At 70.0% G+C, this 20575-nt stretch carries 17 protein-coding genes; 5 read left to right on the top strand and 12 right to left on the bottom strand.

The genetic code is table 11. From position 1 onward, the window contains the following. Positions 1 to 36: 36 nt before the first annotated feature. Positions 37 to 900: a dTDP-4-dehydrorhamnose reductase gene (gene rfbD, locus VNO22_03800; GenBank protein ID HXG60476.1), complete on the top strand. Its 864-nt coding sequence runs from the start codon at positions 37 to 39 to the stop codon at positions 898 to 900. On the opposite strand, the gene VNO22_03795 is transcribed toward rfbD, so the two are convergent. Beyond that, a complete protein-coding gene (locus VNO22_03795; protein ID HXG60475.1) occupies positions 897 to 1760 on the bottom strand; it encodes a UbiA-like polyprenyltransferase in 864 nt (287 codons plus the stop codon). The genes rfbD and VNO22_03795 overlap by 4 nt on opposite strands. 81 nt (positions 1761 to 1841) lie before the next feature. On the opposite strand from VNO22_03795, the gene VNO22_03790 reads away from it, so the two are divergent. Beyond that, positions 1842 to 2897 (top strand): prenyltransferase, encoded by a 1056-nt coding sequence (locus VNO22_03790; protein HXG60474.1) that lies wholly within the window; start codon positions 1842 to 1844, stop codon positions 2895 to 2897. Positions 2898 to 2918: 21 nt separating this feature from the next. Here the strand turns inward: VNO22_03790 and VNO22_03785 are convergent, their stop codons facing one another. After that, a complete protein-coding gene (locus tag VNO22_03785) occupies positions 2919 to 3929 on the bottom strand; it encodes a lipocalin family protein (GenBank protein HXG60473.1) in 1011 nt (336 codons plus the stop codon). A 68-nt stretch (positions 3930 to 3997) separates the two neighbouring features. Next, positions 3998 to 6562 carry a hypothetical protein gene (locus VNO22_03780; GenBank protein ID HXG60472.1) on the bottom strand — a complete coding sequence of 855 codons (2565 nt, stop codon included), beginning with the start codon at positions 6560 to 6562 and terminating at the stop codon, positions 3998 to 4000. A 117-nt stretch (positions 6563 to 6679) separates the two neighbouring features. Between VNO22_03780 and VNO22_03775 the strand changes: the two genes are divergently transcribed. Next, positions 6680 to 7570, top strand: coding sequence for a sugar phosphate isomerase/epimerase family protein (locus tag VNO22_03775; GenBank protein HXG60471.1), 891 nt, complete (start codon positions 6680 to 6682; stop codon positions 7568 to 7570). 42 nt (positions 7571 to 7612) lie between these two features. Next, positions 7613 to 11503 (top strand): DEAD/DEAH box helicase, encoded by a 3891-nt coding sequence (locus VNO22_03770; protein ID HXG60470.1) that lies wholly within the window; start codon positions 7613 to 7615, stop codon positions 11501 to 11503. A gap of 36 nt (positions 11504 to 11539) precedes the next feature. Here VNO22_03770 and VNO22_03765 read toward each other — a convergent pair whose 3' ends face one another. Beyond that, entirely contained in the window at positions 11540 to 12190 is a 651-nt protein-coding gene (locus VNO22_03765; protein ID HXG60469.1) for a hypothetical protein, read from the bottom strand. Positions 12191 to 12251: 61 nt separating this feature from the next. Further along, complete coding sequence (locus VNO22_03760) at positions 12252 to 13268, bottom strand: alcohol dehydrogenase catalytic domain-containing protein (protein HXG60468.1); 1017 nt, start codon at positions 13266 to 13268, stop codon at positions 12252 to 12254. A gap of 131 nt (positions 13269 to 13399) precedes the next feature. Between VNO22_03760 and VNO22_03755 the strand changes: the two genes are divergently transcribed. Further along, a complete protein-coding gene (locus VNO22_03755) occupies positions 13400 to 15331 on the top strand; it encodes an NAD(+) synthase (GenBank protein ID HXG60467.1) in 1932 nt (643 codons plus the stop codon). Here VNO22_03755 and VNO22_03750 read toward each other — a convergent pair whose 3' ends face one another. The 7 genes from VNO22_03750 to VNO22_03720 all read right to left on the bottom strand — a co-directional run bounded on the left by VNO22_03750 (position 15332) and on the right by VNO22_03720 (position 20312). After that, complete coding sequence (locus tag VNO22_03750) at positions 15332 to 15733, bottom strand: hypothetical protein (GenBank protein HXG60466.1); 402 nt, start codon at positions 15731 to 15733, stop codon at positions 15332 to 15334. Positions 15734 to 15745: 12 nt separating this feature from the next. Next, the gene (gene cysC / locus VNO22_03745) at positions 15746 to 16267 is read right to left on the bottom strand and encodes an adenylyl-sulfate kinase (protein HXG60465.1); all 522 of its coding nucleotides are present in this window, start codon (positions 16265 to 16267) and stop codon (positions 15746 to 15748) included. Continuing rightward, the gene (locus tag VNO22_03740) at positions 16264 to 17358 is read right to left on the bottom strand and encodes a phosphotransferase (protein ID HXG60464.1); all 1095 of its coding nucleotides are present in this window, start codon (positions 17356 to 17358) and stop codon (positions 16264 to 16266) included. The genes cysC and VNO22_03740 overlap by 4 nt, the downstream gene beginning before the upstream one ends. 65 nt (positions 17359 to 17423) lie before the next feature. Then, positions 17424 to 18542, bottom strand: a complete 1119-nt coding sequence (locus VNO22_03735) for a 5-(carboxyamino)imidazole ribonucleotide synthase (protein ID HXG60463.1) — start codon at positions 18540 to 18542, stop codon at positions 17424 to 17426. Continuing rightward, positions 18539 to 19036 carry a 5-(carboxyamino)imidazole ribonucleotide mutase gene (purE, locus tag VNO22_03730; protein HXG60462.1) on the bottom strand — a complete coding sequence of 166 codons (498 nt, stop codon included), beginning with the start codon at positions 19034 to 19036 and terminating at the stop codon, positions 18539 to 18541. Before purE ends, VNO22_03735 begins: the two co-directional genes overlap by 4 nt. After that, positions 19033 to 19359 (bottom strand): transcriptional regulator, encoded by a 327-nt coding sequence (locus VNO22_03725; protein HXG60461.1) that lies wholly within the window; start codon positions 19357 to 19359, stop codon positions 19033 to 19035. The genes purE and VNO22_03725 overlap by 4 nt, the downstream gene beginning before the upstream one ends. A gap of 8 nt (positions 19360 to 19367) precedes the next feature. Next, the gene (locus VNO22_03720; GenBank protein ID HXG60460.1) at positions 19368 to 20312 is read right to left on the bottom strand and encodes a sodium-dependent bicarbonate transport family permease; all 945 of its coding nucleotides are present in this window, start codon (positions 20310 to 20312) and stop codon (positions 19368 to 19370) included. Positions 20313 to 20575 lie beyond the last annotated feature (263 nt).

Here is a 20575-nt window from a genome sequence, read left to right as displayed (position 1 = left end):
GTCTATGCCGGACGGTGCGGCCGGGGAGGTGGAACGTTGAGCGGCATCCGGAGAATCCTCGTCGTCGGCGCCTATGGCGGCCTGGGCCGGGCCTGGCGGTCCCGGCTGGAATCGGGCCCCGAGGTCGTCGCCCTGGGGCATGCGGATCTGGACGTCACGCGGCGCAACGACGTTCTTGAGCGCGTACGCGAGATCCGGCCGGACGTGATTCTGAACGCGGCGGGGGTGGCCGACGTGGACGCCTGCGAGACGGACCGCTGGCGGGCGTATCTGACCAACCGGGACGGGGCGGAGCATCTGGCCCGGGCCGCGGCGGAGGTGGGGGCGCTGGTCGTTTATCCTTCCACGGACCTCGTCTTCGACGGCACCCGCGCGACGCCCTATGGCGAGGAGGACCCGCCCAACCCGATCAACGTGTACGGCGACACGAAGCTGGCGGGGGAACTCGCGGTGATGAGCCACGCGCCCCGCTATCTTATCCTGAGGGCGGGGTGGCTCTTCGGGCCGTACGGCCGCAACTTCCTGAGCGACGCGCTGGACGCGCGGGAGACGGAGGAGGTGGTTTTCGTCCACGACGACCAGCGGGGGCAGCCGACGTATCAGCTCGATTTCGCGGACGCGACGCTGGAGCTGCTGCGCCGGGGGGAGACGGGCGTGTGGCACGTGGCGCCGCCCGACGACGCCACCCCCTACGAGGCGGCCTGCGTCGCCTTCCAGATGCTGGGCGAGCGGTCCGTGTCGCTGCGGCCCCGGCGGCAGGGGTTCGGGGCCCGCGCGGCCCTCCGGCCCCGCTATACGGTGCTGGACGGGACCAAGCTCGCCCGCGCGGGGATCCGGCTGCGCCCGTGGCGCGAGGCCCTGAAGTCCTTTCTCGGCCCGAAGGCGGTCCGGCGCGTTTAGCGTCTCGTCAAAAGATCGAGGATCCCCCCGGCCAGAATCACGCCGCTGACGACGGCGTTGACGTGAAAGAACGCGCGGTTGACCCGCCGCAGATCGGTCGGCGAGACGATGGCGTGCTCGTAGATCAGAAGGAGCGCGATGGCCGCCACCGCCGCGTAATACCAGGGGCCCAGCCCGCCCGCCCGGCCCGCCGCCGCCAGCGCCGCCACCGCCACCCCGTGGCAGAGCGCGGAGACGATCATCGCCCCCCGCAGGCCGAGCGCGGCCGGAACGGAGCGCAGGCCCTTCCGGCGGTCGAATTCGACGTCTTCGCAGGCGTAGAGGATGTCCGCCCCGGCGATCCAGAAGAGAACCGCCGCCCCGAGGAGGTACGGCAGGGGGTGGCCCGCCCGGTCGGGCCGCACCGCCAGCCATGCGCCGATCGGCGCGATCGCCAGGGACAGCCCGAGGAACCCGTGGCAGAAGACGGTGAAGCGCTTGGTGTACGAGTAGCCCATCGTGACGGCCAGGGCGACCGGAGCGAGCTTGAGGCACAGCGGGTTGAGCATCGCCGCCGACAGAAAGAAAAGCGCGATCATCGCCAGCGTGAAGCCCCAGGCGAAGCCCACGGTGAGGCGTCCGGACGGGAGCGCCCGGTCCTTCGTGCGGGGGTTCTCCGCGTCGAAGCGCAGGTCGGCGATGCGGTTGAAGGCCATGGCGGCGCTTCGGGCCGACACCATGGCGACGAGGATCCAGGACATCTGCGCGCCCGTGGGGAGCCCCCCCGCGGCGTAGAAGGCGGACACGAACGCCCACGGAAGAGCGAAGACGGAATGCTGGACCTTGATCATGTCGAGGGTGCGGCGCAGCTTTTCAAGCATGGGCGGACATTGTAGGGCGCGGGCCCGCCGGACGGAAGATCTCCCGGCCGGGGCCTTGCGCGGCGTATAATTCCTAGGAAGATGAACCGTCGCGAGTTTCTCAAGGCGGCGGCGCTGGGCGTCCCCGCGTGGGCGGCGGCCCAGGAGGATTCCGCGCCCGGCGCGTTCCAGGAAGTCACTCCCGAACAGGTGCAGGCCATCCGCCGCGGCCTCGAATGGCTGGCCCGCAATCAGTACACTTCCGGGGCCATCGGCTCCACGTGCCAGGTCGCCTTCACGGGGCTGGCGGGTCTGGCGTTCCTGGCCAGCAACTCGACGCCCGTGCGCGGCCCGTACGCCAAGAACGTCCGGCGGTGTCTTCAGTTCATCCTCAAGTGCTGCTCCCGGTCCGGGTACATCAACGAAGCGGCCGGACGGGGGCTCGGCGGTTCGGGAATGCACGGCCACGGGTACGCCACCTGGTTCCTGGCCGAGCTTTACGGGATGTGCGGAGACATGGTGGACCTGGGGGACGAAAGCGTCAAGGAGCGCCTCCAGAAGGCCGTCGCCATCATCGAGCAGAGCCAGGACCCCAACGGCGGATGGACCTACGAGCCGCTGCCCAACGGCCATGAGGGATCGGTCACGATCACGCAGGTGCAGGCGCTCCGCTCCGCCCGCAACGGCGGCATCGCCGTCAACAAACGCGTGATCGACAAAGGCATCGACTACATCCGCCGGTCGAGCTATCCGGACGGGACGATCGCCTACAGTCTGGGGTCGCGCGGGTCGGGGGGGACCTACGCCCTGACGGCGGCGGGGATGTGCGTCTTCGCGATGTACGGCCTCTACGATGCTCCGGAAGTCAAGCGCGGCATGTCCGCCCTCATGGATTTCCTCACGGGCCGCCGGGGGCGCGGCGGCCACCACGACTACTACGCGCACCTCTACGCGGGACAGGCCTGCTTCTTCGCCAAGCGCCGCGAGCCGGTCTTCTGGACCCGCGGGTACGCCGTCGTGCGCAACGAGCTGCTTCAGTCCCAGAACCGGCAGACCGGGGGATGGGAACAGGACGGGTACGGCGGGGCGTTCGGCACCTCGTGCGCCACCCTCGTCCTTCAGATCCCGTTCCGCTATCTTCCGATCTTTCAGGAGTGAGCGGGCGGCGTTCCGGCGGAGCTATCGCCTCGAGTACCCCACGAGTTCCTGGAACCCGCGGCCGGAAAGGCTGCCCGAAACGCGGACCGGTCCCTCCCAAATCGTCGTTCCGCCGAGAATGGGACACTCGCGATTCTTGAAGAGAGGTTCGATCTTCAGGCGATACCGGCCCGCGGAAAGCTCCCACGAAATCGGATAGCGCGTTCCGGAAGGCGCCTGCCATTCCTCGAGCGGCCGGGCTTCGAGCCGTTCGACCCGACCGTCGTTCCACGTGAGGATCGAACGATGGACCGACCCCGAGGCGACGTCCCGCAGGACGTAGGCGTTGGCGCTGGTTCCGTCGTCGAACTGAAGCCCCCACCAGGACCATCCGATCGTGGGGCCGACCCAGGAGGCGCCCCATTGATGGTCGTACCAGAACGTCCCGGCGGCCCGGCGGCCGCGGACGGCCCCGGCGGCGGCCAGCCGCGGGATCGTGTAATAGTGCATGTCGTCGGGCCGGTGGAGGCCCGTCAGCCCTGTCCCCTCCACGGGGATGGGCGGGGCCTGCGCGCGAAGTTCCAGATCCACGGGGCCGACTTTGAGGCGGTACGCGCCCGGGCCCGTTCGCTCGAAGAGATCGTCCCCGTACGTCAGGCGCAGGGGATCCCCCGGCCGCTCCCGGGGCGCGCCGGGAATCACTCCATGGGGCTCCGGCGGTTTCGGGTTTCCGGTCACCGCGGCGATCGCGGGAAGCGCTTCCGCCCCGACGCGCGAGACGTAGCTGCGCTCCCCCGTTTCCAGGTCGGTGAGGTCATAAATGAGGTAGCGGACGAGAGGCCCTTCCTTGGGCTGATACCGGAAGAAGGAGGAAAACCACGCCCACCGGCCGCCCGCCTCGCCGGAGAGCCAGCCGAAGTGGTACCACCATTCCACGTCCACGCCGCCATGGACGCCTTCCTCGCGCTCCGGATCGAAGGCGAAACGGGGCCGGGCGGACGCGCAGGAGAGAAGGGCCGCGAGCGTCGCGAGCGCCAGGGCTCGGAGGAGCATGCCTCGAGCCTAACGACGGAGCCGGAAGCGTGTCAAGGCGGCTCGGCGGCGCGCCGACGCGTCGGGCGCTAGCGCCGCGGCCGCGCCGGCTGGACCCAGACGGGACTCGACCACGCCATCTCGTCGTCCACCTGAATCACGCGCACGTAGTACCACTGCTCTTTCTCCTGCGCCGCCCACTCGGGGTCGGTCCAGCGCAGGCGCCGTTCCGCGACATGGAGCGGGCGTTCGACGCTCCCTTCCGAATAGAGCACCCGGGAGCGGCCCAGGATCTCGATCGAACGCAGAGGCTTGGCCCCGCGCACGTAAATTTCAAGCTCCGGCGCGTCCTCGGACGTCCATGCCTCGCCCATCCAACGTTGGCCGCTTCTGAGGTCCAGGACCAGCCCGTAGGTCGTGGCCCCGTACGTGCGCCGGTCCCACATCGCCTGCCAGACCGCCTCGCGCGTGTTCTCCGGCGCGTAGACGCAGGCGTACGCCACGCCGAACCCGTGGTCGCTCGAGGCGATGACGCCGATGCGGTAGCCTTTCTCGAGGGCGTTCCAGTAGAAGCCTTTCTTGTTGCGGGTGTTGAAGAACTCCCGGGGACATCCGGGATGCTCGTAGGAACCCCGGCAGGCCTGGAAAATCTCGCAGAGCCTCTGGTAGCGGTCATCCTGGACTTCCCACGCCGTGCCCATGCCGGGATCCGCTCCGGTATGGGGGATCGTGATCGCGCGCAGGCCGTTCTTCTCGAGCAACTTCCAGCCTCCGGCCAGCGTCGAGGAGGCCGCCAGGCTCCGGTCCAGCCGGATCGTCGGGCGCGAAGGAAAGATCGTGTTGTGATGGCCGTGCGGGTACGTGAGGGACCACTCGAAGTTGTAAAGCACGCTCATGAACCCGGGCACGTGGTAGAGGTCCGCGAGCTTCTGCTGCTTCCACCAATAGTAGTCGATCACGTCGTAGCCGGCCTGCCGCGGGTCCTCCGCGTGATCGCTCAGGGCGAAAAAGTCGTACCGGCAGATATCGGTTCCGTAGCGATAAAGATCGTCCGGCGACGGCTCGTTCCCCTGGCTGCATCGGGAAACGTTGGAGTGGCGGTGGGTGTCTCCCCAGAGGAGGCGGTAGGTCTTTCCGCCCACGGTCACTTCATAGGGCTCCACCCGCGGCAGATCCGCCACCCCGGCTTCGGCCGGCGGGGGAGCTTCCGGCAGATCGGACGCGTTGGGGCCCCGAGCGGAGGCGTCCGTCACCGCGGCCAGATACACTTCTCCGTTCCATCCCCGGCTCGCGTCGAAGTCCCGGTGATGGTCGTGGGGAACGGACTCGTCGTGAATCGTCGGGGCCTCGGGTTTGTCCTGGACCGGCCTGGGGGGGATGTGCGCAATCCGCCGTTCGCCGCCGTAGGCGACAAAGAGCCCGCCCGGCCCCGCCGCCCAGGAGGGCTCCTCGAGATAGCCGTCCGCCCCTTCGAATCGCACGGGCTCGCCCCAGCGTCCCTCGCGGAAGGGCCGGCCGACCAGATCCCAATAGAAGCCGATGCCCCCCGTTCGGGCGGCCCGGCGGAGCACGCGGTGGAACACCCACGGCTCGCCGCCCGGCGCGACGGCCACCTTCGCCAGCGCCGTGTGGGCGATCCGGTAGCCTTGAGGCGCCTGGATTTCGTCGCGCGGCCGCCCCGGACGGCGCACGGCGTCCCCGTCGATGACCCGGACTTCGACCACCGAAAGGGTCGTCCCGTCCTGATAGCCGCCCTCGACCTTGTCGTAAGGCCGGTTGGCCCCGGTGATCGTCGTGCGCCCCGAATTGCCGTGCCGCGGGATGCGCACCACGTCCCACGACGTCCAGAGCGTTCCGTCCGGCGCGGCCGCGATCCACGGGTGCAGATCGTATTCTCCGCGGGCCGACAGGCGGCGGGGCGCCGCGCCCTCGCGCCGGAACCAGACGTCGTAGTCGCCCCGGTCGAAGGCGCACCAGACGACGTTCCACCGACCCTGGGCGTCGAAGGCGACCGCGGGATCCCAGTCGTTGGCGCCCGGGGCGCTCAGGATCTGGGGCGCGAGCCACTCCTTCCCGTTCCAGAGAAGAAGCGCAATGTCATATTCGCGGCCGACGTGGATCTGGCAGACGACGGCGACGCGGCCGTCCGGGCCGGCGGCGATCTCGGGATTCTGATGGGGGCGCGTCTCGTCGGGAAGGAGCCGCCGGGCGGGCGACCAGGCGCCGTCGTGCCATCGGCTGAATTCTATCGAGGCCACCCGGTCCGGCTCGGTCCGGGTCCAGACGCACCAGACGTCCTTTCCGGAGGCGGCGACGGCGGGCCGGATGTACTGGCCCGGTCGCGACGAGATCGCCTGAGGGGCCGAAACGCGATCGCCTTGACGCGGGACGGCGACGACCTCGTCCGCCTTCCGGTTGACGTAGCGCACGTAGGCCGTCCACAGCGTGCCGTCGGAGGCGACGGCGAGAGCGGGCTGGTTGTCGTAGGTGCCGCCGGGAGACAGGCGTGTTCCCGGCCGGACGGGAAGTTCGGCGGCGGGAACGATGGGGGCGTCGGCGGGCCGCGGCGGGCGCGGCGGATCCTGGAGGGCGAACGCGACGGCGGCCAGGAGGGCGACGGCGGCGGCGATGGCGGCGCGCGGGCGGCGGATCATGGCGGGCTCCTTGCGCAAGGCTCAAGAGAAAAACCCGCGGCGGGTTCAAAGGTGGCGGCGCTTCTCGAGGGGCGTTATATATTCACGATTCGTGATTCGTCTCGGGAGGACCGGACCATGAGGGACGTTCAGGCCAGCCGCCGTCTCTTTCTGAAGGCCGGAGTCGCGGGCGCCGTGGCGCTTCCGGCGGTCTCCGGGGCCCAGGAGCCGCCCGCCGCGCCGCCGCGGTACCGGCTGAGCCTGGCCGCCTACTCGCTCCGCAAGGAGCTCGATCTCAAGAATCCCACGATGACGCTGGAGCAGTTTCTTCAGAAGAGCGCCGACTGGGGATTCGACGGAGTGGAACTGACCGAATACTACTTCCGGAAGCCGATCGCGCCGGAGGCGGTCCTCAAGCTCAAGCGCGAAGCGATCCGCCTGGGGCTCGACATCACCGGCACCCCGATCGGAAACACGTTCACGCTGCCGCCGGGTGAGGAGCGCGAGCGGGAGATCGCGCGGGTCCGGCAGTGGATCGACGTCTCCGCGGAGCTGGGCTCGCCGGCCATCCGCATCTTCGCGGGGCGCGCCCCCCGGGGGGTGGATGAGGCGACCGCGCGCGGATGGGCGATCGAGTGCATCCGCGCGTGCCTGGACCACGCGGGCCGGCGCGGCGTCGTCCTGGCGCTCGAAAACCACGGCGGCGTCGTGGCGACCGCCGACGGGATGCTGGAATTCGCCCGCGCAATCCGGCACGACTGGTTCGGTTTCAACCTCGACGGCGGCAACTTCCACAGCGAGGATCCGTACGCGGAGCTGGAACGCTGCGCCCCGTACGCCGTCACCTGCCAGGTGAAAGTGGAGGTCCACCGCGCCGGGAAGAAGGAGCCCGCCGACTACGCCCGGATCTTCGGACTCCTGCGCAAGGCGGGCTACCGGGGGTACGTGACGCTCGAATACGAGGCGGCCGAGGATCCGCGGACGGCGATACCCCGGCACCTCGAGGCGCTTCGGAAGTGCGCCGGGTGAAGTGACCTATCCGGTCGCAGCCGGAGCGTACGCTGAAGGATTATGGTTCTGGACTCCTTCCACCCCGCGGTCGGCCGGTGGTTCGGGGCGCGGTTCGGGTCGCCGACCGCGCCTCAGCGGGAGGGATGGCCGCGGATCCGCGAGGGGGGCCATGTTCTCATCGCCGCGCCGACCGGGACGGGCAAGACGCTGGCCGCCTTTCTCTGGGCGATCGACGGGCTCATCCGTCAGGGGCCCCATCTTCCGGACGAGACGCGGGTTCTCTATGTTTCCCCGCTTCGGGCGCTGAGCCACGACATCCAGCGGAATCTCGCGGGGCCGCTGGCGGAGATCGTGGCGAACGATCCCTTTCTGCCGGCCGTGCGGGTTTTGGTACGGACCGGGGACACCCCCGCGTCGGAGCGCGCGCGGATGGCCCGCAAGCCTCCGCACATCCTTGTGACCACGCCGGAATCGCTCTATCTTCTTCTGACGAGTGAGGGAGGGCGGGGGCTCCTGCGGACGGTGCGCACGGCGATCGTGGACGAGATCCATGCGCTGGCCCGGGACAAGCGGGGGGCGCACCTGGCGCTCTCGCTGGAGCGGCTCGAGGCGCTGGCGGGGCCGGTTCAGCGGATCGGCCTTTCGGCCACGCAGAAACCCCTCGAGGACGTGGCGCGGTTTCTCGTGGGGCCGGACCGCCCGTGCGCCCTCGTAGACACCGGCACCTTCCGGGAACTGGATCTTGCGGTCGAAGTGCCGAAGTCCCCTCTTTCCGCCGTCTGTTCCCACGAAACATGGGAGGAGATCTACGCGCGGATGGCGGAGCTCATCGGGGAGCATCGGACCACGATCGTTTTCGTCAACACGCGCAAGATGGCCGAGCGGCTGGCGGCCCGGCTGGCCGAGCGTCTGGGGGAGGAACACGTCACGAGCCATCACGGGAGCCTCTCGCGGCGGCATCGGCTGGAGGCCGAGCGGCGGCTGAAGGAGGGGCGGCTCCGGGCGCTCGTGGCGACGGCGTCTCTCGAGCTGGGGATCGACGTGGGGGACGTGGATCTCGTGATCCAGGTGGGGGCCACGCGATCGATCGCCACCTTCCTCCAGCGGGTGGGACGTTCCGGCCATGCGCTCCGGAAGGTCCCCAAGGGGCGGCTTTTCCCGCTGACGCTCGACGAGCTGGTGGAGGCGGCGGCGCTTTTTCGCTGCGTGCGGCAGGGGGTGCTCGACCGGACGCCTCAGCCGCCGAGGCCGCTGGACATCCTGGCCCAGCAGATCGTGGCCGCGTGCGTGCCGGAAACGTGGGAGGAGGAGGAACTCTGGAAGTTGGCGCGCCGCTCGTGGCCCTATCGGGATCTTTCACGCGAGGATTTCGACGCGGCGGTGCGGCTGCACGCGCAGGGCCGGCGGGCGCTTCTTCACCGGGACGGCGTGGGCGGCCGCCTCCGCGCCACGCGGCGGGCGCGGCTTGCGGCGATCCTCTCGGGCGGAGCGATCCCGGACACGGCGGATTACCAGGTGGTTCTCGAGCCCGAGGGGACCGTTCTCGGTACGCTCCACGAAGACTTCGCCGTCGAGTCGAACGTGGGCGACATCTTCCAGCTTGGGAACGCCTCCTGGAAGGTGCTTAAGGTGGAACCCGGGGTGGTGCGGGTGGCCGATGCGCGGGGTCAGCCGCCCACGATTCCGTTCTGGCTGGGGGAGGCGCCGTCGCGGACGGCGGAGCTTTCCGCGGAGATCGCCCGGTTGCGGGAGGAGTGCCGGGACGCGGAGTGGCTGGTGCGCGAGACGGGCCTTTCGGAAGCGGCGGCGGTCCAGGCGGCCGAGTACCTGGAGGCGGGACGGCGGGCGCTCGGGGCGGCGCCGACTCAGAAGCGCCTGATCCTGGAGCGCTTCTTCGACGAATCGGGCGGCATGCAGCTCGTGCTGCACGCCCCCTTCGGGGGGCGGGTCAACCGGGCGTTCGGTCTGGCGCTGCGCAAGCGCTTCTGTCGCGGCTTCGGGTTCGAGCTTCAGGCCGCGGCCAACGAGGAGGCGATCGTTCTCTCGCTCGGGCCGCAGCACAGCTTTCCCCTGGAGGCGGTGTTCGATTATCTGCACCCGAACACCGCGCGGGATCTTCTCGTTCAGGCGCTTCTGGCGGCGCCGATGTTCGAAACGCGCTGGCGGTGGAACGTCCAGAGGGCGCTGCTGGTGGAGCGCTTTCAGGGAGGCCGGCGCGTCCCGGCGGCGCTTCTGCGGATGCGGGCTCAGGATCTTCTGGCGGCGGCGTTCCCGCAGGCGGCGGCCTGTCCGGAAACGCTTCCGGGGGGGGACCTCGAGGTTCCGATGGACCATCCTCTCGTGCGTCAGACGGTGGAGGATTGCCTGACCGAGGCGATGGACGTGGAGGGGTTCCTCGAGGTTCTCCGGGGGCTGCGGGACGGACGGATCGAACGGCGGGCGGTGGATCTGCCGGCGCCTTCGCCCTTTGCGGCGGGGATCCTGGCGGCCCAGCCCTACACGTTCCTCGACGACGCGCCGCTCGAGGAGCGCCGCACGCAGGCGGTTCTGGCGCGCCGGACGCTCGACGCCCGGACGGCGGACGAGCTGGGGGCGCTCGACCCGGAGGCGATCCGGAGGGTGCGCGAGGAAGCCTGGCCGCGGCCGGAAAACGCCGAGGAGTTGCACGAGGCGCTTCTCTGGATGGGATACGTCACCGACGAAGAAGCGCGCCCGTGGCGCGCGTGGATCGAGGAACTCGCCGCGGCGGGCCGGGTGGTCCGGGAAGGAGACCGCTGGTTCGCGGCGGAGGCGTCGCGGGACCCGAAGGCGGTGCTGCGCGGGCGGCTGGAGGCGCTGGGGCCGGTCTTCCTGGAGGACCCTCTCCTGTACGCGCTGGAGGCCGAGGGCGTGGTCCTCCGCGGACGTTTCGAGGGTCGCCCCGGGTGGTGCGAGCGGCGGCTTCTGGCGCGGATTCACCGGTACACGCTGGAGCGGCTCCGCCGGGAGATCGAGCCGGTGACGGCGGCCGAGTTTCTGCGGTTCCTGGCCTGCTGGCAGCACGTGGACGCGGAGCATCGGGCGGAAGGTCCGCGGGGGCTTCTGGACGTCGTCCGGCAGCTGGCGGGGGTGGAGATTCCCGCGGCGGCGTGGGAGGGCTCGGTCCTGCCGGCCCGGGTGCGGGAGTACCGCCGCGAATGGCTGGACCAGCTCACGCTTTCCGGGGAGGTCGTCTGGGGGCGGTTGTGGGGCAGCGGCGCGGCGGCGATTCGGACGACGCCCGTGTGTCTTCTGCCGCGCGAGGAGGCGGAGCGGTGGCGGGGATTGGCCCCTCCGGCGGATCGCGAGGGGCTTTCGGGACCGGCGCGGCAGGCCTGGGAGGCGCTCGTTTTGCGCGGGGCGCTCTTCCTTCAGGAGCTCGGCCGCGCCGCGGGGCTTCTGCCGGAGCACCTGGAGCGGGCGCTGGGGGAGCTCATCGGCCGGGGGCTGGCGACGTGCGACTCGTTCGGGGGCTTGCGCTGGCTCCTGGTTCCGGCCTCGCGTCGCCGCGGGCCGGCGGCGGTGCCCGGCCGCTGGAGCCTGTTTCGCGGAGACGCGGGAAGGACGACCGACGGTCCCTTTTCGGAAGAGGCGGTCGAATTCGTGGCGCGGCAGCTGCTTCGCCGCACGGGGGTGGTCTTCCGGCGGGTCCTCGATCGCGAGCGCCAGCCGGTGCCGTGGCGCGATCTGGTGCGGGTCTACCGGAGATGGGAGCTGCGCGGCGAGGTTCGGGGCGGCCGTTTTGTGGCGGGCTTTTCCGGGGAGCAGTACGCGCTTCCGGAGGCCGTGGCGCTGCTTCGGGCGGTGCGCAAGCGCGGGACGGAGGGCGGGCCGATTTCGGTGGCCGCGGCGGATCCCCTCAACTACCGCGGGATCCTCACGCCCGGCGAGCGCGTTCCGGCGCCGGCCCGCCGGCGGATCGAGGTGGGGTAAGGAGCGCTTTTTGTTTCCCCTCCGGCGATCCGCCTCTTACGTGGAAATCGCCAGCACTTCGAGATCGGTGCCCAGGATCTCCTCGAGCGCGGGGAGGAAGCTGTCGTCCTTGAAGGCCTCGCGGTCGTCCTCCACCTCGTGGAGCCATCCGCGGTTGCCCAGGAAGGCCACGGCGAACTGGGCCAGGCGCACGCCGCTCGTCATCCGCAGCTCGTGCGGCGGCGTGGCGGCGCCGCAGCCGCAGCGCACGGGCTCGAGGGTCACCCGCAGCTCCACGAGGAGATCGGCGATCTGCTCGATGCGGGTGCCGCACTTGGGACAGCAGGCGTCCTCGTACTCCCAGTCGGCGTAGGGGAAGGGGGCGCCGTTGATCTGGATCTTCAGCTCGTCCGCCCAGTAGTTCTCGTCGGGCGTTTCCGATTCGGGGTCGTAGCCGAAAAGCTCCCCCGACAGCAGATCGTCGAAGGACACCAGGCATTCCGCTCCGCCGGTCGGAGACCCGGCCGCCGCCCGCAGGCGCTCGAGGGCGTCCTGGAGGGGCAGCTCGTCCTCGCCGTCCACGCTGAACTCGCGGCCCTCCAGATCCAGGCGCTCCACGAGGTACTTGACCGTCTCCTGGACCTGGGCCGGCGTGGGGCGGAAGGCGGGGTCGCGCGGAACGACGTAGAGGTTGTAACCGTGGATCATGGAAGTCCCGGAAAGGATAGCCCGTCCGCGGCCCGGCGCGCAACAAAATGAGGAGCCGGCATCACACCCGGAACGCCATCTTGAGAACGTTGCCGGGCGCGTCGGCGATCTTGACGAACGCCTCCTGGCCTTCCTCGAGCGGGCGGATCTCCGTCCAGCGGTCGAGCCGGATCCGGCCCGCCTCCAGAAGCCGCAGCGCCGCGGCGAAATCCCGGGGGGTGTATCCGAAGGTCGTCAGAACGGCCTTTTCGTCCCGGATCATCTCGATCCAGGGGAGGCTCGTTTCCATGTCGGCCATGCCGATGAAGACGATCCGGCCGCCCTTGCGGCAGAGCGCCACGGCCGCGCGGCGCGATTCGGCGTGCCCCGCGGCCTCGACGACGTACTCGGCGCCGTCCCCCAGGAAGCGGCGGGCTTCCTCGATCGCTCCCGGCTCCCGCGTATCCAGCGCCAGGTCCGCGCCCAGCTCGCGCGCCGTCCGCAGGCGGTCGGCGTTCCGGTCGAGGACGACGATCTTTCCGATTCCGCGCAGGCGTCCCAGGAGAAGCGCCAGCGTCCCGATCGTTCCGACGCCGAGGATGGCGGCCGTTTCCGGGGTCTCCGTCACCGAGATCCGGTAGAAGTGGACCACGTTGGCCAGCGGCTCGGCGAGGACCGCGGCGGCGTCCGGGAGCGTGTCGGAGACGGGATAGAGCTGCGCGGCGGGGACGGCCACGTACTCGGCGTAGGTCCCCTGGCGGCGGTCCATGCCGAGGAGCTGCCACGTGGAGCAGAGATTCTGGCGTCCCGCCAGGCAGGAGGGGCAGGCGCCGCAGCTCAGGAGCGGGTTCACCACGGCGCGCCGGCCCGGTTCCCAGCCGGAAACGCCCGGGTGGACCTGGGCCACGGTCGCCACCGCCTCGTGGCCGAGGACGAGCCCCGGCTTGCGGCGCTCGCTCTTGCCCAGGAACCCGTGGATGTCCGAGCCGCACACGCCGGTGAGCGCCACGCGGAGAAGGACCTCCCCGGGACGCGGTTCGGGGCGCGGAAGGTCCTGGATCTCGACGCGCCGCGGGGCCGTGTAGACGAGCGCTTTCATCGGATGGCCTCCCTTGCGTTCTTCGGCGGAACGCGTCCGGACAGCTTAGCGCCGGAAGGGCCTGCTCCGCAAGCGCCGGACGCGGTTCCCATTTTCTCTCCTTCCGCGGCGATTCCCCCTATACTATGCGCGTGGACTACGGTGCGCTGGGCTTCTATCGCGTCGCGGCGGCGAGTCCCCCGGTTCATCTGGCCGATCCCGCCCGGAACGCCGCCGAGATCGCCCTCTGGGCCCGGCGGGCGGCGGAGCGCGGGGCGTGCGTGGCGGCGTTCCCCGAGCTGGCGTTGACGGGCTACACCTGCGAGGACCTTTTCCACTCGGAGGGGCTCCTGGCGCGCGCGCGGGAAGCGCTCCGGGAGCTGGCGGACCGGACGGCCGAGCTTCCCCTGGCGCTGGCGGTGGGGGCGCCGTACCGGGCTCCGGACGGCCGGCTGTATAACTGCGCGTTCGTCCTGCACGGCGGGCGCGTCCGGGGCACGGTGCCCAAAATCCATCTTCCGAACTACGGCGAATTCTACGAGCGGCGCTGGTTCAGCTCCGGCGCGGGCGTGGAGGCGACGGTGGCGGACGGGCTTCTGGGGACCTTCCGCCTGGGGGCGCGGCAGCTTTTCGAGGTGGGGAGCCTCCTCTTCGCCCTGGAGGTCTGCGAGGATCTCTGGGCGCCGCTTCCGCCGAGCGGCGAACATGCGCTGGCGGGCGCTCAGGTCATCCTCGGGCTCAACGCCAGCAACGAACTTGTGGCGAAGGCCGATTATCGCCGGGATCTGGTCCGGCAGCAGTCGGCCCGCCTGAACGCGGCCTACGTGTACGTCTCCGCCGGACCCCTGGAATCCACCAAGGACGTCGTTTACGGGGGCCATGCGCTCGTGGCGGAGAACGGGACGATCCTGGCGGAGGGGCCGCGGTTCGCGTTCGAAGGGGGGCTCCTGACGGCCGACGTGGATGTGGAACGGCTGGCCTTCGAGCGGGCCAGGAACGTCACGTTCGGATCCTCGCCGGCCCGCGCCGGCTATGCGGTCGAGCGCCTGGGACCGCCGCCGCCTCTGGGACGCCTGGATCGCGCGTACTCGCGGACTCCGTTCGTGCCGGACGATCCGGCCACGGTCGGGGAGCGGGCGCGGGAGATTCTGGCGATTCAGTCCACGGGCCTGGCGCGGCGTCTTCTGGCGGCCGGGGCGGAGGCGGCGGTGGTCGGGGTTTCGGGCGGGCTGGATTCCACGCTGGCGCTTCTGGTGACGGTGGAGGCGCTGCGGAAGCTGAAGCGGCCGCCCGTCCAGGCGCTGGCGGTCAGCATGCCGGGGTTGGGGACCACGGAAGCCACGCGGGCCCAGGCGGCCGATCTGGCGGGCCGCCTCGGGGTTTCGTTCCGGGAGATCCCCATCGGGCGCGCCGTGGAGCAGCATTTCCGGGACATCGGGCACGACCCGTCGGTCCACGATCTCGTCTACGAGAACGCGCAGGCCCGGGAACGCACGCAGATTCTTTTCGACCTGGCCAACCGCCATCGCGGGATCGTCGTGGGCACGGGGGACATGTCGGAGCTGGCCCTCGGGTGGTGCACCTACAACGCCGACCACATGGCCTCGTACGCGGTCAACGCTTCGGTTCCCAAGACGCTGGTGCGCCACCTGGTACGCTGGTACGCGGAGCGTATGGCGGACGGACCTACGCGGGCGGTTCTGGAGCGGGTGCTGGCGACGCCGATTTCGCCGGAGCTTCTGCCGCCCACGCCCGAGGGGAAGATCGCGCAGGCCACGGAGTCGCTCATCGGGCCATATATCCTTCACGACTTTTTTCTCTTTCATCATCTGCGGCACGGGTTCCGTCCCCGGAAGCTGGCGGCGCTGGCGGAGCTGGCGTTCGCAGGCGCGCACGGGCCGGCGGAGATTCGGCGGTGGCTGAAGGTGTTCCTGGAGCGTTTCTACCGCCAGCAGTTCAAGAGAACGTGTCTTCCGCCGGGGCCCAAGGTGGGGACCGTGAGTCTCTCCCCGCGGGGGGATCTCCGGATGCCCGACGAAGTGGATCCGGCGGCGCTTCTGCGGGAACTCGACGAGACGGCCTGATCAGGGCGCGGGGCCGTTCGGCACCTGGAAGGGCGGGCGGCCGGCGCGGGCGCGGAGGCGGTTCACCCAGCGTCGAATCGATCGTTGGCCGATGATTTTCCGTTCCAGGCGGTACTTTCCCGGGAAATCGATGAGAAAAAGACCGATCAGGATCGTCAGGAGTCCCTGGCCGGGGACTCCGGGGAGCGAAAGAAGCAGTCCCAGGAGGACGAGCACGATTCCCGCGAGGTTTCGCGCCGCGACGGCGGCGAGGCGCAGCGGCGTCCAGCCTCCCGCCGGGCGCAGGGGGCGGACCGGGCGGGCGAAGTAGTCGGCCGGGAGGCGGACCAGGATCGCGGCGGTGACGGCAAGGCTGGCCGCGAAGAGGACGGCGGCCAGGACCGCGATCCAGAGCCATTCCATGGGGGACCCATCCTACTTGAGGTACCCGCGGGCGGCCAGTTCCCGGACGATTCGCCGGGCGGCCTCGCCGGGGTCGTCCCGGTCTCCGCGCACGACGAGGTCGGGGGCTTCGGGCGGCTCGTAAGGGACGCCGGCGCCCGGCAGGGCGGGGGCGCGGCCTTCCCGCGCCTTGCGGTAGAGTCCCTTGGGATCGCGCGCGCGGCGGACGTCGAGCGGGCACCGGACGTAGACCTCGAGGAACCGGCGGATTCGGCGGCGCGCGCGGGTGCGCCACCGGCGCCGGTGGGCGGTGGCGTCGAAGAGGACCGGCACGCCGTGATCGACGAGAAGTTTTCCGATCCAGACCAGGGCGGCGTAGAACGCTTCGCGTTCCTTTTCGTCGTAGCGGGGGCGGGGCGTGAGCCGGCGGCGGGCCGCGTCGGACTCGAGGACGGCGACCCGCAGGCCGCGCGCCGCCAGGGCCCGGCGAACGGCCGCCGCGAGGGTGGACTTTCCGGCGGCGGGCGGGCCCGTGATCCAGACGGCGAAGCTCACGGATCGCGTTCGAGGTAGGAGGGCACGCGCTCGGGGTCGAAGCGGGAATGCCGGAGGACGTTGCGCATGAAGCGGAAGAGGAGCCGCCGGACGGACTCGGGGAGGTCCGGGTACCAGAGGGGGCTGGCCAGGACGAGCGCGCGGAAGGCGAAAAAGGGAGGGACCACTTCGAGCATCTGGCGGTCGCCGCTCCGGGAGAGATAGCGGCTCCAGAATCTTCGGAAGAGGACGTCGAGCGCCCCTTCCGGGCGGCCGCGGCGGCGCAGGGCGAAGAAGAGGTAGTTGAGGGTCAGACTGGCGACGTCGTCGGCCGGTTCGCCCCATTCCCCGCGGGAGCGGTCGAGCACGGTGAATTCGCGGGGGCCGTGGAAGAGGATGTTCCACGGATGGAAGTCGCCGTGGACCTGGCGGAGACGGTAGGTGAGGTCCTTGAGGCGCCAGCGCCATTCCACGCAGAGGCGTTCCACGTCCTGGAGGAGCTCGCGCGTGATGAAGCCGTGGCGGCGCGGATAGCTGTCGATGAGGCCCATGACGCACTCCGGGTGGCCCACGAGCTCGCGGATGCGGCGGGTGTAGAGCGCGGGGTCGGGGCCGCGGAGTCGGTGGATCTCGCAGAGGTAATCGCAGAGGGCGTCGGCCCGGCCGAGGTCCAGGGCGGACGGCGTCTCGAGATTCTTGAGCCCGTCGAGGTCCTCGTGGTAGCCGCGGCCTTCGATGAAGTTCGTCAGAAGGAAAAACTCCTCGGCGGCGCCCAGCGAAACGAGGTTTCCGGGGGCGAGGATCGCTCCCACGTCGAGGGACCGCGCGTGGCGGGGCAGTCGGTTATAGGCGCGGTGGCTCCAGAGGAGGAGGCGGGCGCGGTCGGACATGTCCTCGTGGCCGAAGGGTCCGGGGCGGACGGTGGTCAGAACGGCGCGCCGGAGGCGGCCGGCGGCTTCGTATTCGACGCGCAGGGGGGCTCCATACCCATACCGCTTGGAGGCGCCGGCGGGTCCGTCGGGGCGGAGCGGTTCCAGCGCGAGGATGCGGACCGGGGCGCCCAGAAGAGAAGCCAGGTAGGGTTCCAGGGTTTCGCGGGCGATTTTGATCATTTCGGCGCCCGAAGCCTGAGCCGGCGCGGGGTCGGGCGTTACGGGGGCCGGGCGCGGGGAGGGGGTTACCGGGGCGGCGGCGAAGCCGAAGGCCAGAGGCCGCTGTCCGTGAAGACACGTTTCACCTTCTCAAGTTTTTCCTCGAGGTCGCGTTCGTCCGTCGCCCGCAGGGTGACATGGCCCACCTTGCGGCCCGGCCGCGGGGGCTTTCCGTACGCGTGCAGGTGCGCGCCGGGGATTTCCAGGAGGCGCGCCCGGTCCGGAAGGCCTCCGATGCAATTGATCATGACGACGGGGCGGACGGCCGATGTGGCTCCCAGAGGGAAGCCGAGGATGGCGCGAAGGTGGTTCTCGAACTGGCTGGTTTCCGCGCCTTCGAGGGTCCAATGGCCGGTGTTGTGAACGCGGGGAGCGTACTCGTTGGCCAGGAGCCGCGCGCCCACCTGGAAGAATTCCACAGCCAGGACCCCCACGTAGTCGAAGTGGGTCAGGAGCCGTTGCGCGTACTCGGCGGCGGAGGCGGCGAACGGATCGCCGGGCCGGGGCCTCGAGCGGTGCAGGATGCCCTGATGGTGAACGTTCTCCACGAGGGGATAGCATGCGATGTTCCCGGACGTCCCGCGGACGGCGACGACGGACACCTCGCGATCGAAGGGGACGTACTCCTCCGCGAGGAGGGGGCTGCCTCCGAAAGGGGCGAGCGCGCCGTCCATTTCCTCCTCTCCACGGACGATCCGCTGTCCCTTTCCGTCGTACCCGAGCGAGCGGGTTTTGAGGACCAGCGGGAAGCCGAACGCCTGCGCCGCCTCGCGGAGGTCGCGCTCCGTCTGGACCGGCCGGAAGCGCGCCGTCGGAAGGCCCAGTTCGACGAAAAGCTGCTTTTCCCGCAGGCGGTCCTGCTTGACGGCCAGCGCGCCCGGCGGAGGAAGGAGGGGGACCTGGCGTGCGAGGTGTTCGACGCCTCCGACGTGGACGTTCTCGAATTCGTAGGTGACCACCCGCGCGTTCCGGGCGAGGTTCTGGAGCGAAGACGGATCGTCGAAGGGGCCCACGAGCGCCTCTCCGAGGGGAAACGCGCAGGCGTCCGGCTGGGGATCGAGGAAGCGGAAGTTCAATCCCAGGGGGGTTCCGGCCAGCGCCAGCATGCGGGCCAGCTGCCCGCCTCCCAGGATGCCCACGATCATGGGCCTTCCTTTCGCGGATCCGGCCGGTCGAGCACGGCCTGCGTCTGCTTGCGGCGGTATTCCTCGAGGGCCTCGCGGATCCTGGGGTATTTGTTCCCGAGGATCGCCGCGGCGAGGAGGGCGGCGTTGACGGCGCCGGCCCGGCCGATGGCGAGGGTGCCGACGGGGACGCCCGCGGGCATCTGGACGATCGAGAGAAGGGAATCCATGCCTTGAAGCGCCGGGGTCGCGACGGGTACGCCCAGGACCGGCAGGACCGTCTTGGCCGCCGTCATCCCCGGCAGATGGGCGGCGCCTCCCGCGCCCGCGATGAGGACTTCCAGTCCCCGCGCCGCCGCGTCTCCGGCGTACTGAAACAGCTTGTCCGGCGTGCGGTGGGCGGAGACCACCTCGACCTCATAGGGGATCGACAGGGCCTCGAGGGTTTCCGCCGCGTGGCGCAGGGTGTCCCAGTCCGAGGCCGAGCCCATGATGACGCCGACCAGGGGCTTCATGGCGATTCTCCCTTCCCGCCGGAAAATTTCTCCGGCCGCAGGACCTGCACGTCGCTGATGAAGAGAATCATGGCGTAGTTTTCATAATAGCGTTCCCGGAGAACGTCGGCGATGGCCTGGGCCAGTCGGTCCTCGCATACCACCTCGACGCGGATGTTCTCTCCATGCTCCCAGCCGGCGTCTCGAACGCCCCGGTGTCCCTTGCCGCGGGCATCGGAGATCGTATATCCGGGAGCGCCCAGGGCGTCGAGTTCGCGGATGATCTCGGGTTCGATGACCCGTTCGGTGATGATGGTGACGAGCTTTGCGATATGCGGCTTCATGCGGCACCTCATGTCCGGGCGTGGATCCACCGGGCCATTGCCAGGTAGAGCGGAATGCCCACCATCACGTTGAAGGGAAAGGTGACGCCCAGGGACGCGGCCAGGGACAGGGTCGGATTGGCCTCGGGGACCGAGATGCGCATGGCGGCGGGCACCGCGATATAGGATGCGCTGGCGGCCATCACCGCCAGGAGCGCCGTGCCCCCGGGGGACAGTCCGAGCGTGCGGCCGAGGGCGCAGCCCACGACCGAGGAGAAGAGCGGCATCAGGATGCCGAAGGCGACGAGAAAAGCTCCGTACCGGCGCAGGGCGCCCATCTGGGCCGCGCAGAGCAGTCCCATCTCCAGAAGAAACAGGGCCAGCATGCCTCGAAAGAGGTCGAAGAAGAACCCCTCGATCGACTTCAGGCCGTCGTGGCCCGCGATCCACCCGATGAGCAGTCCGCCCAGGAGGCAGACGATCGCCTTTCCGGTGAGGATTTCGTGGGCCATCCGGCCCCAGGGCGTCTGGCCTCCGATTCCGCGGGCCAGCGTTACGCCCACGATGATCGCGGGCATCTCGAGAAGCGCGAGAAAGAGCGTGGTGTACGATTCGTATTCCACTTTCTGGGTCGCCAGGTACGCCAGGGCCACCGCGTAGGTTCCGACGCTCACCGAGCCGTAGTGGGCGGCGACCGAGGCGGCGTCGGCGCGCTTGAATCCTCCGAGGCGGCGGAGAACGGGATAGGCGATCAGAGGCAGCACGATGCCCAGGCTGACGACCGCGACGATCTTGGGGAGGAGCGGGAGGAGCGAGTACTTGGAGATTTCGACGCCCCCCTTCAGACCGATCGCCAGCAGGAGGTAGATGCTCAGGAAATCGTAGATGGCCGACGGGATCCGCAGGTCCGAGCGCAGGAGTCCCGCCGCGATGCCGAGAAGAAAAAAGAGGATGATCGGGTCAACGCTTGCCATGCTTGGCGATCTCCTTGATCTTCGGCTGGGCCATGCCCATGCGTCCTCTCGAGGGTGCCGGTTCGGGAGGGCTTCCCGGAGGTCACGGTCTCGGACCGAGGCCGCCGGCATGGTACACTCCAGCCTTCGCTCCGTCCAGTGAACGGGAAGGCGGGGCCGCTGGGGCGTGGATATTCCCGAAGTTTCCCTCGGTTCAGGGACGCATCCGCGCGGCCTTGGGCGTCCGGCCGGCGACCGGTGGGGGCGCTGCTCGTCTGAATTCT

The organism is Planctomycetota bacterium (assembly GCA_035574235.1).
Taxonomy (GTDB): Bacteria; Planctomycetota; MHYJ01; order MHYJ01; family JACPRB01; genus DATLZA01.
Note: the sequence above shows the minus strand (reverse complement) of the source record. Positions and strands in the feature narration are given on the sequence as shown.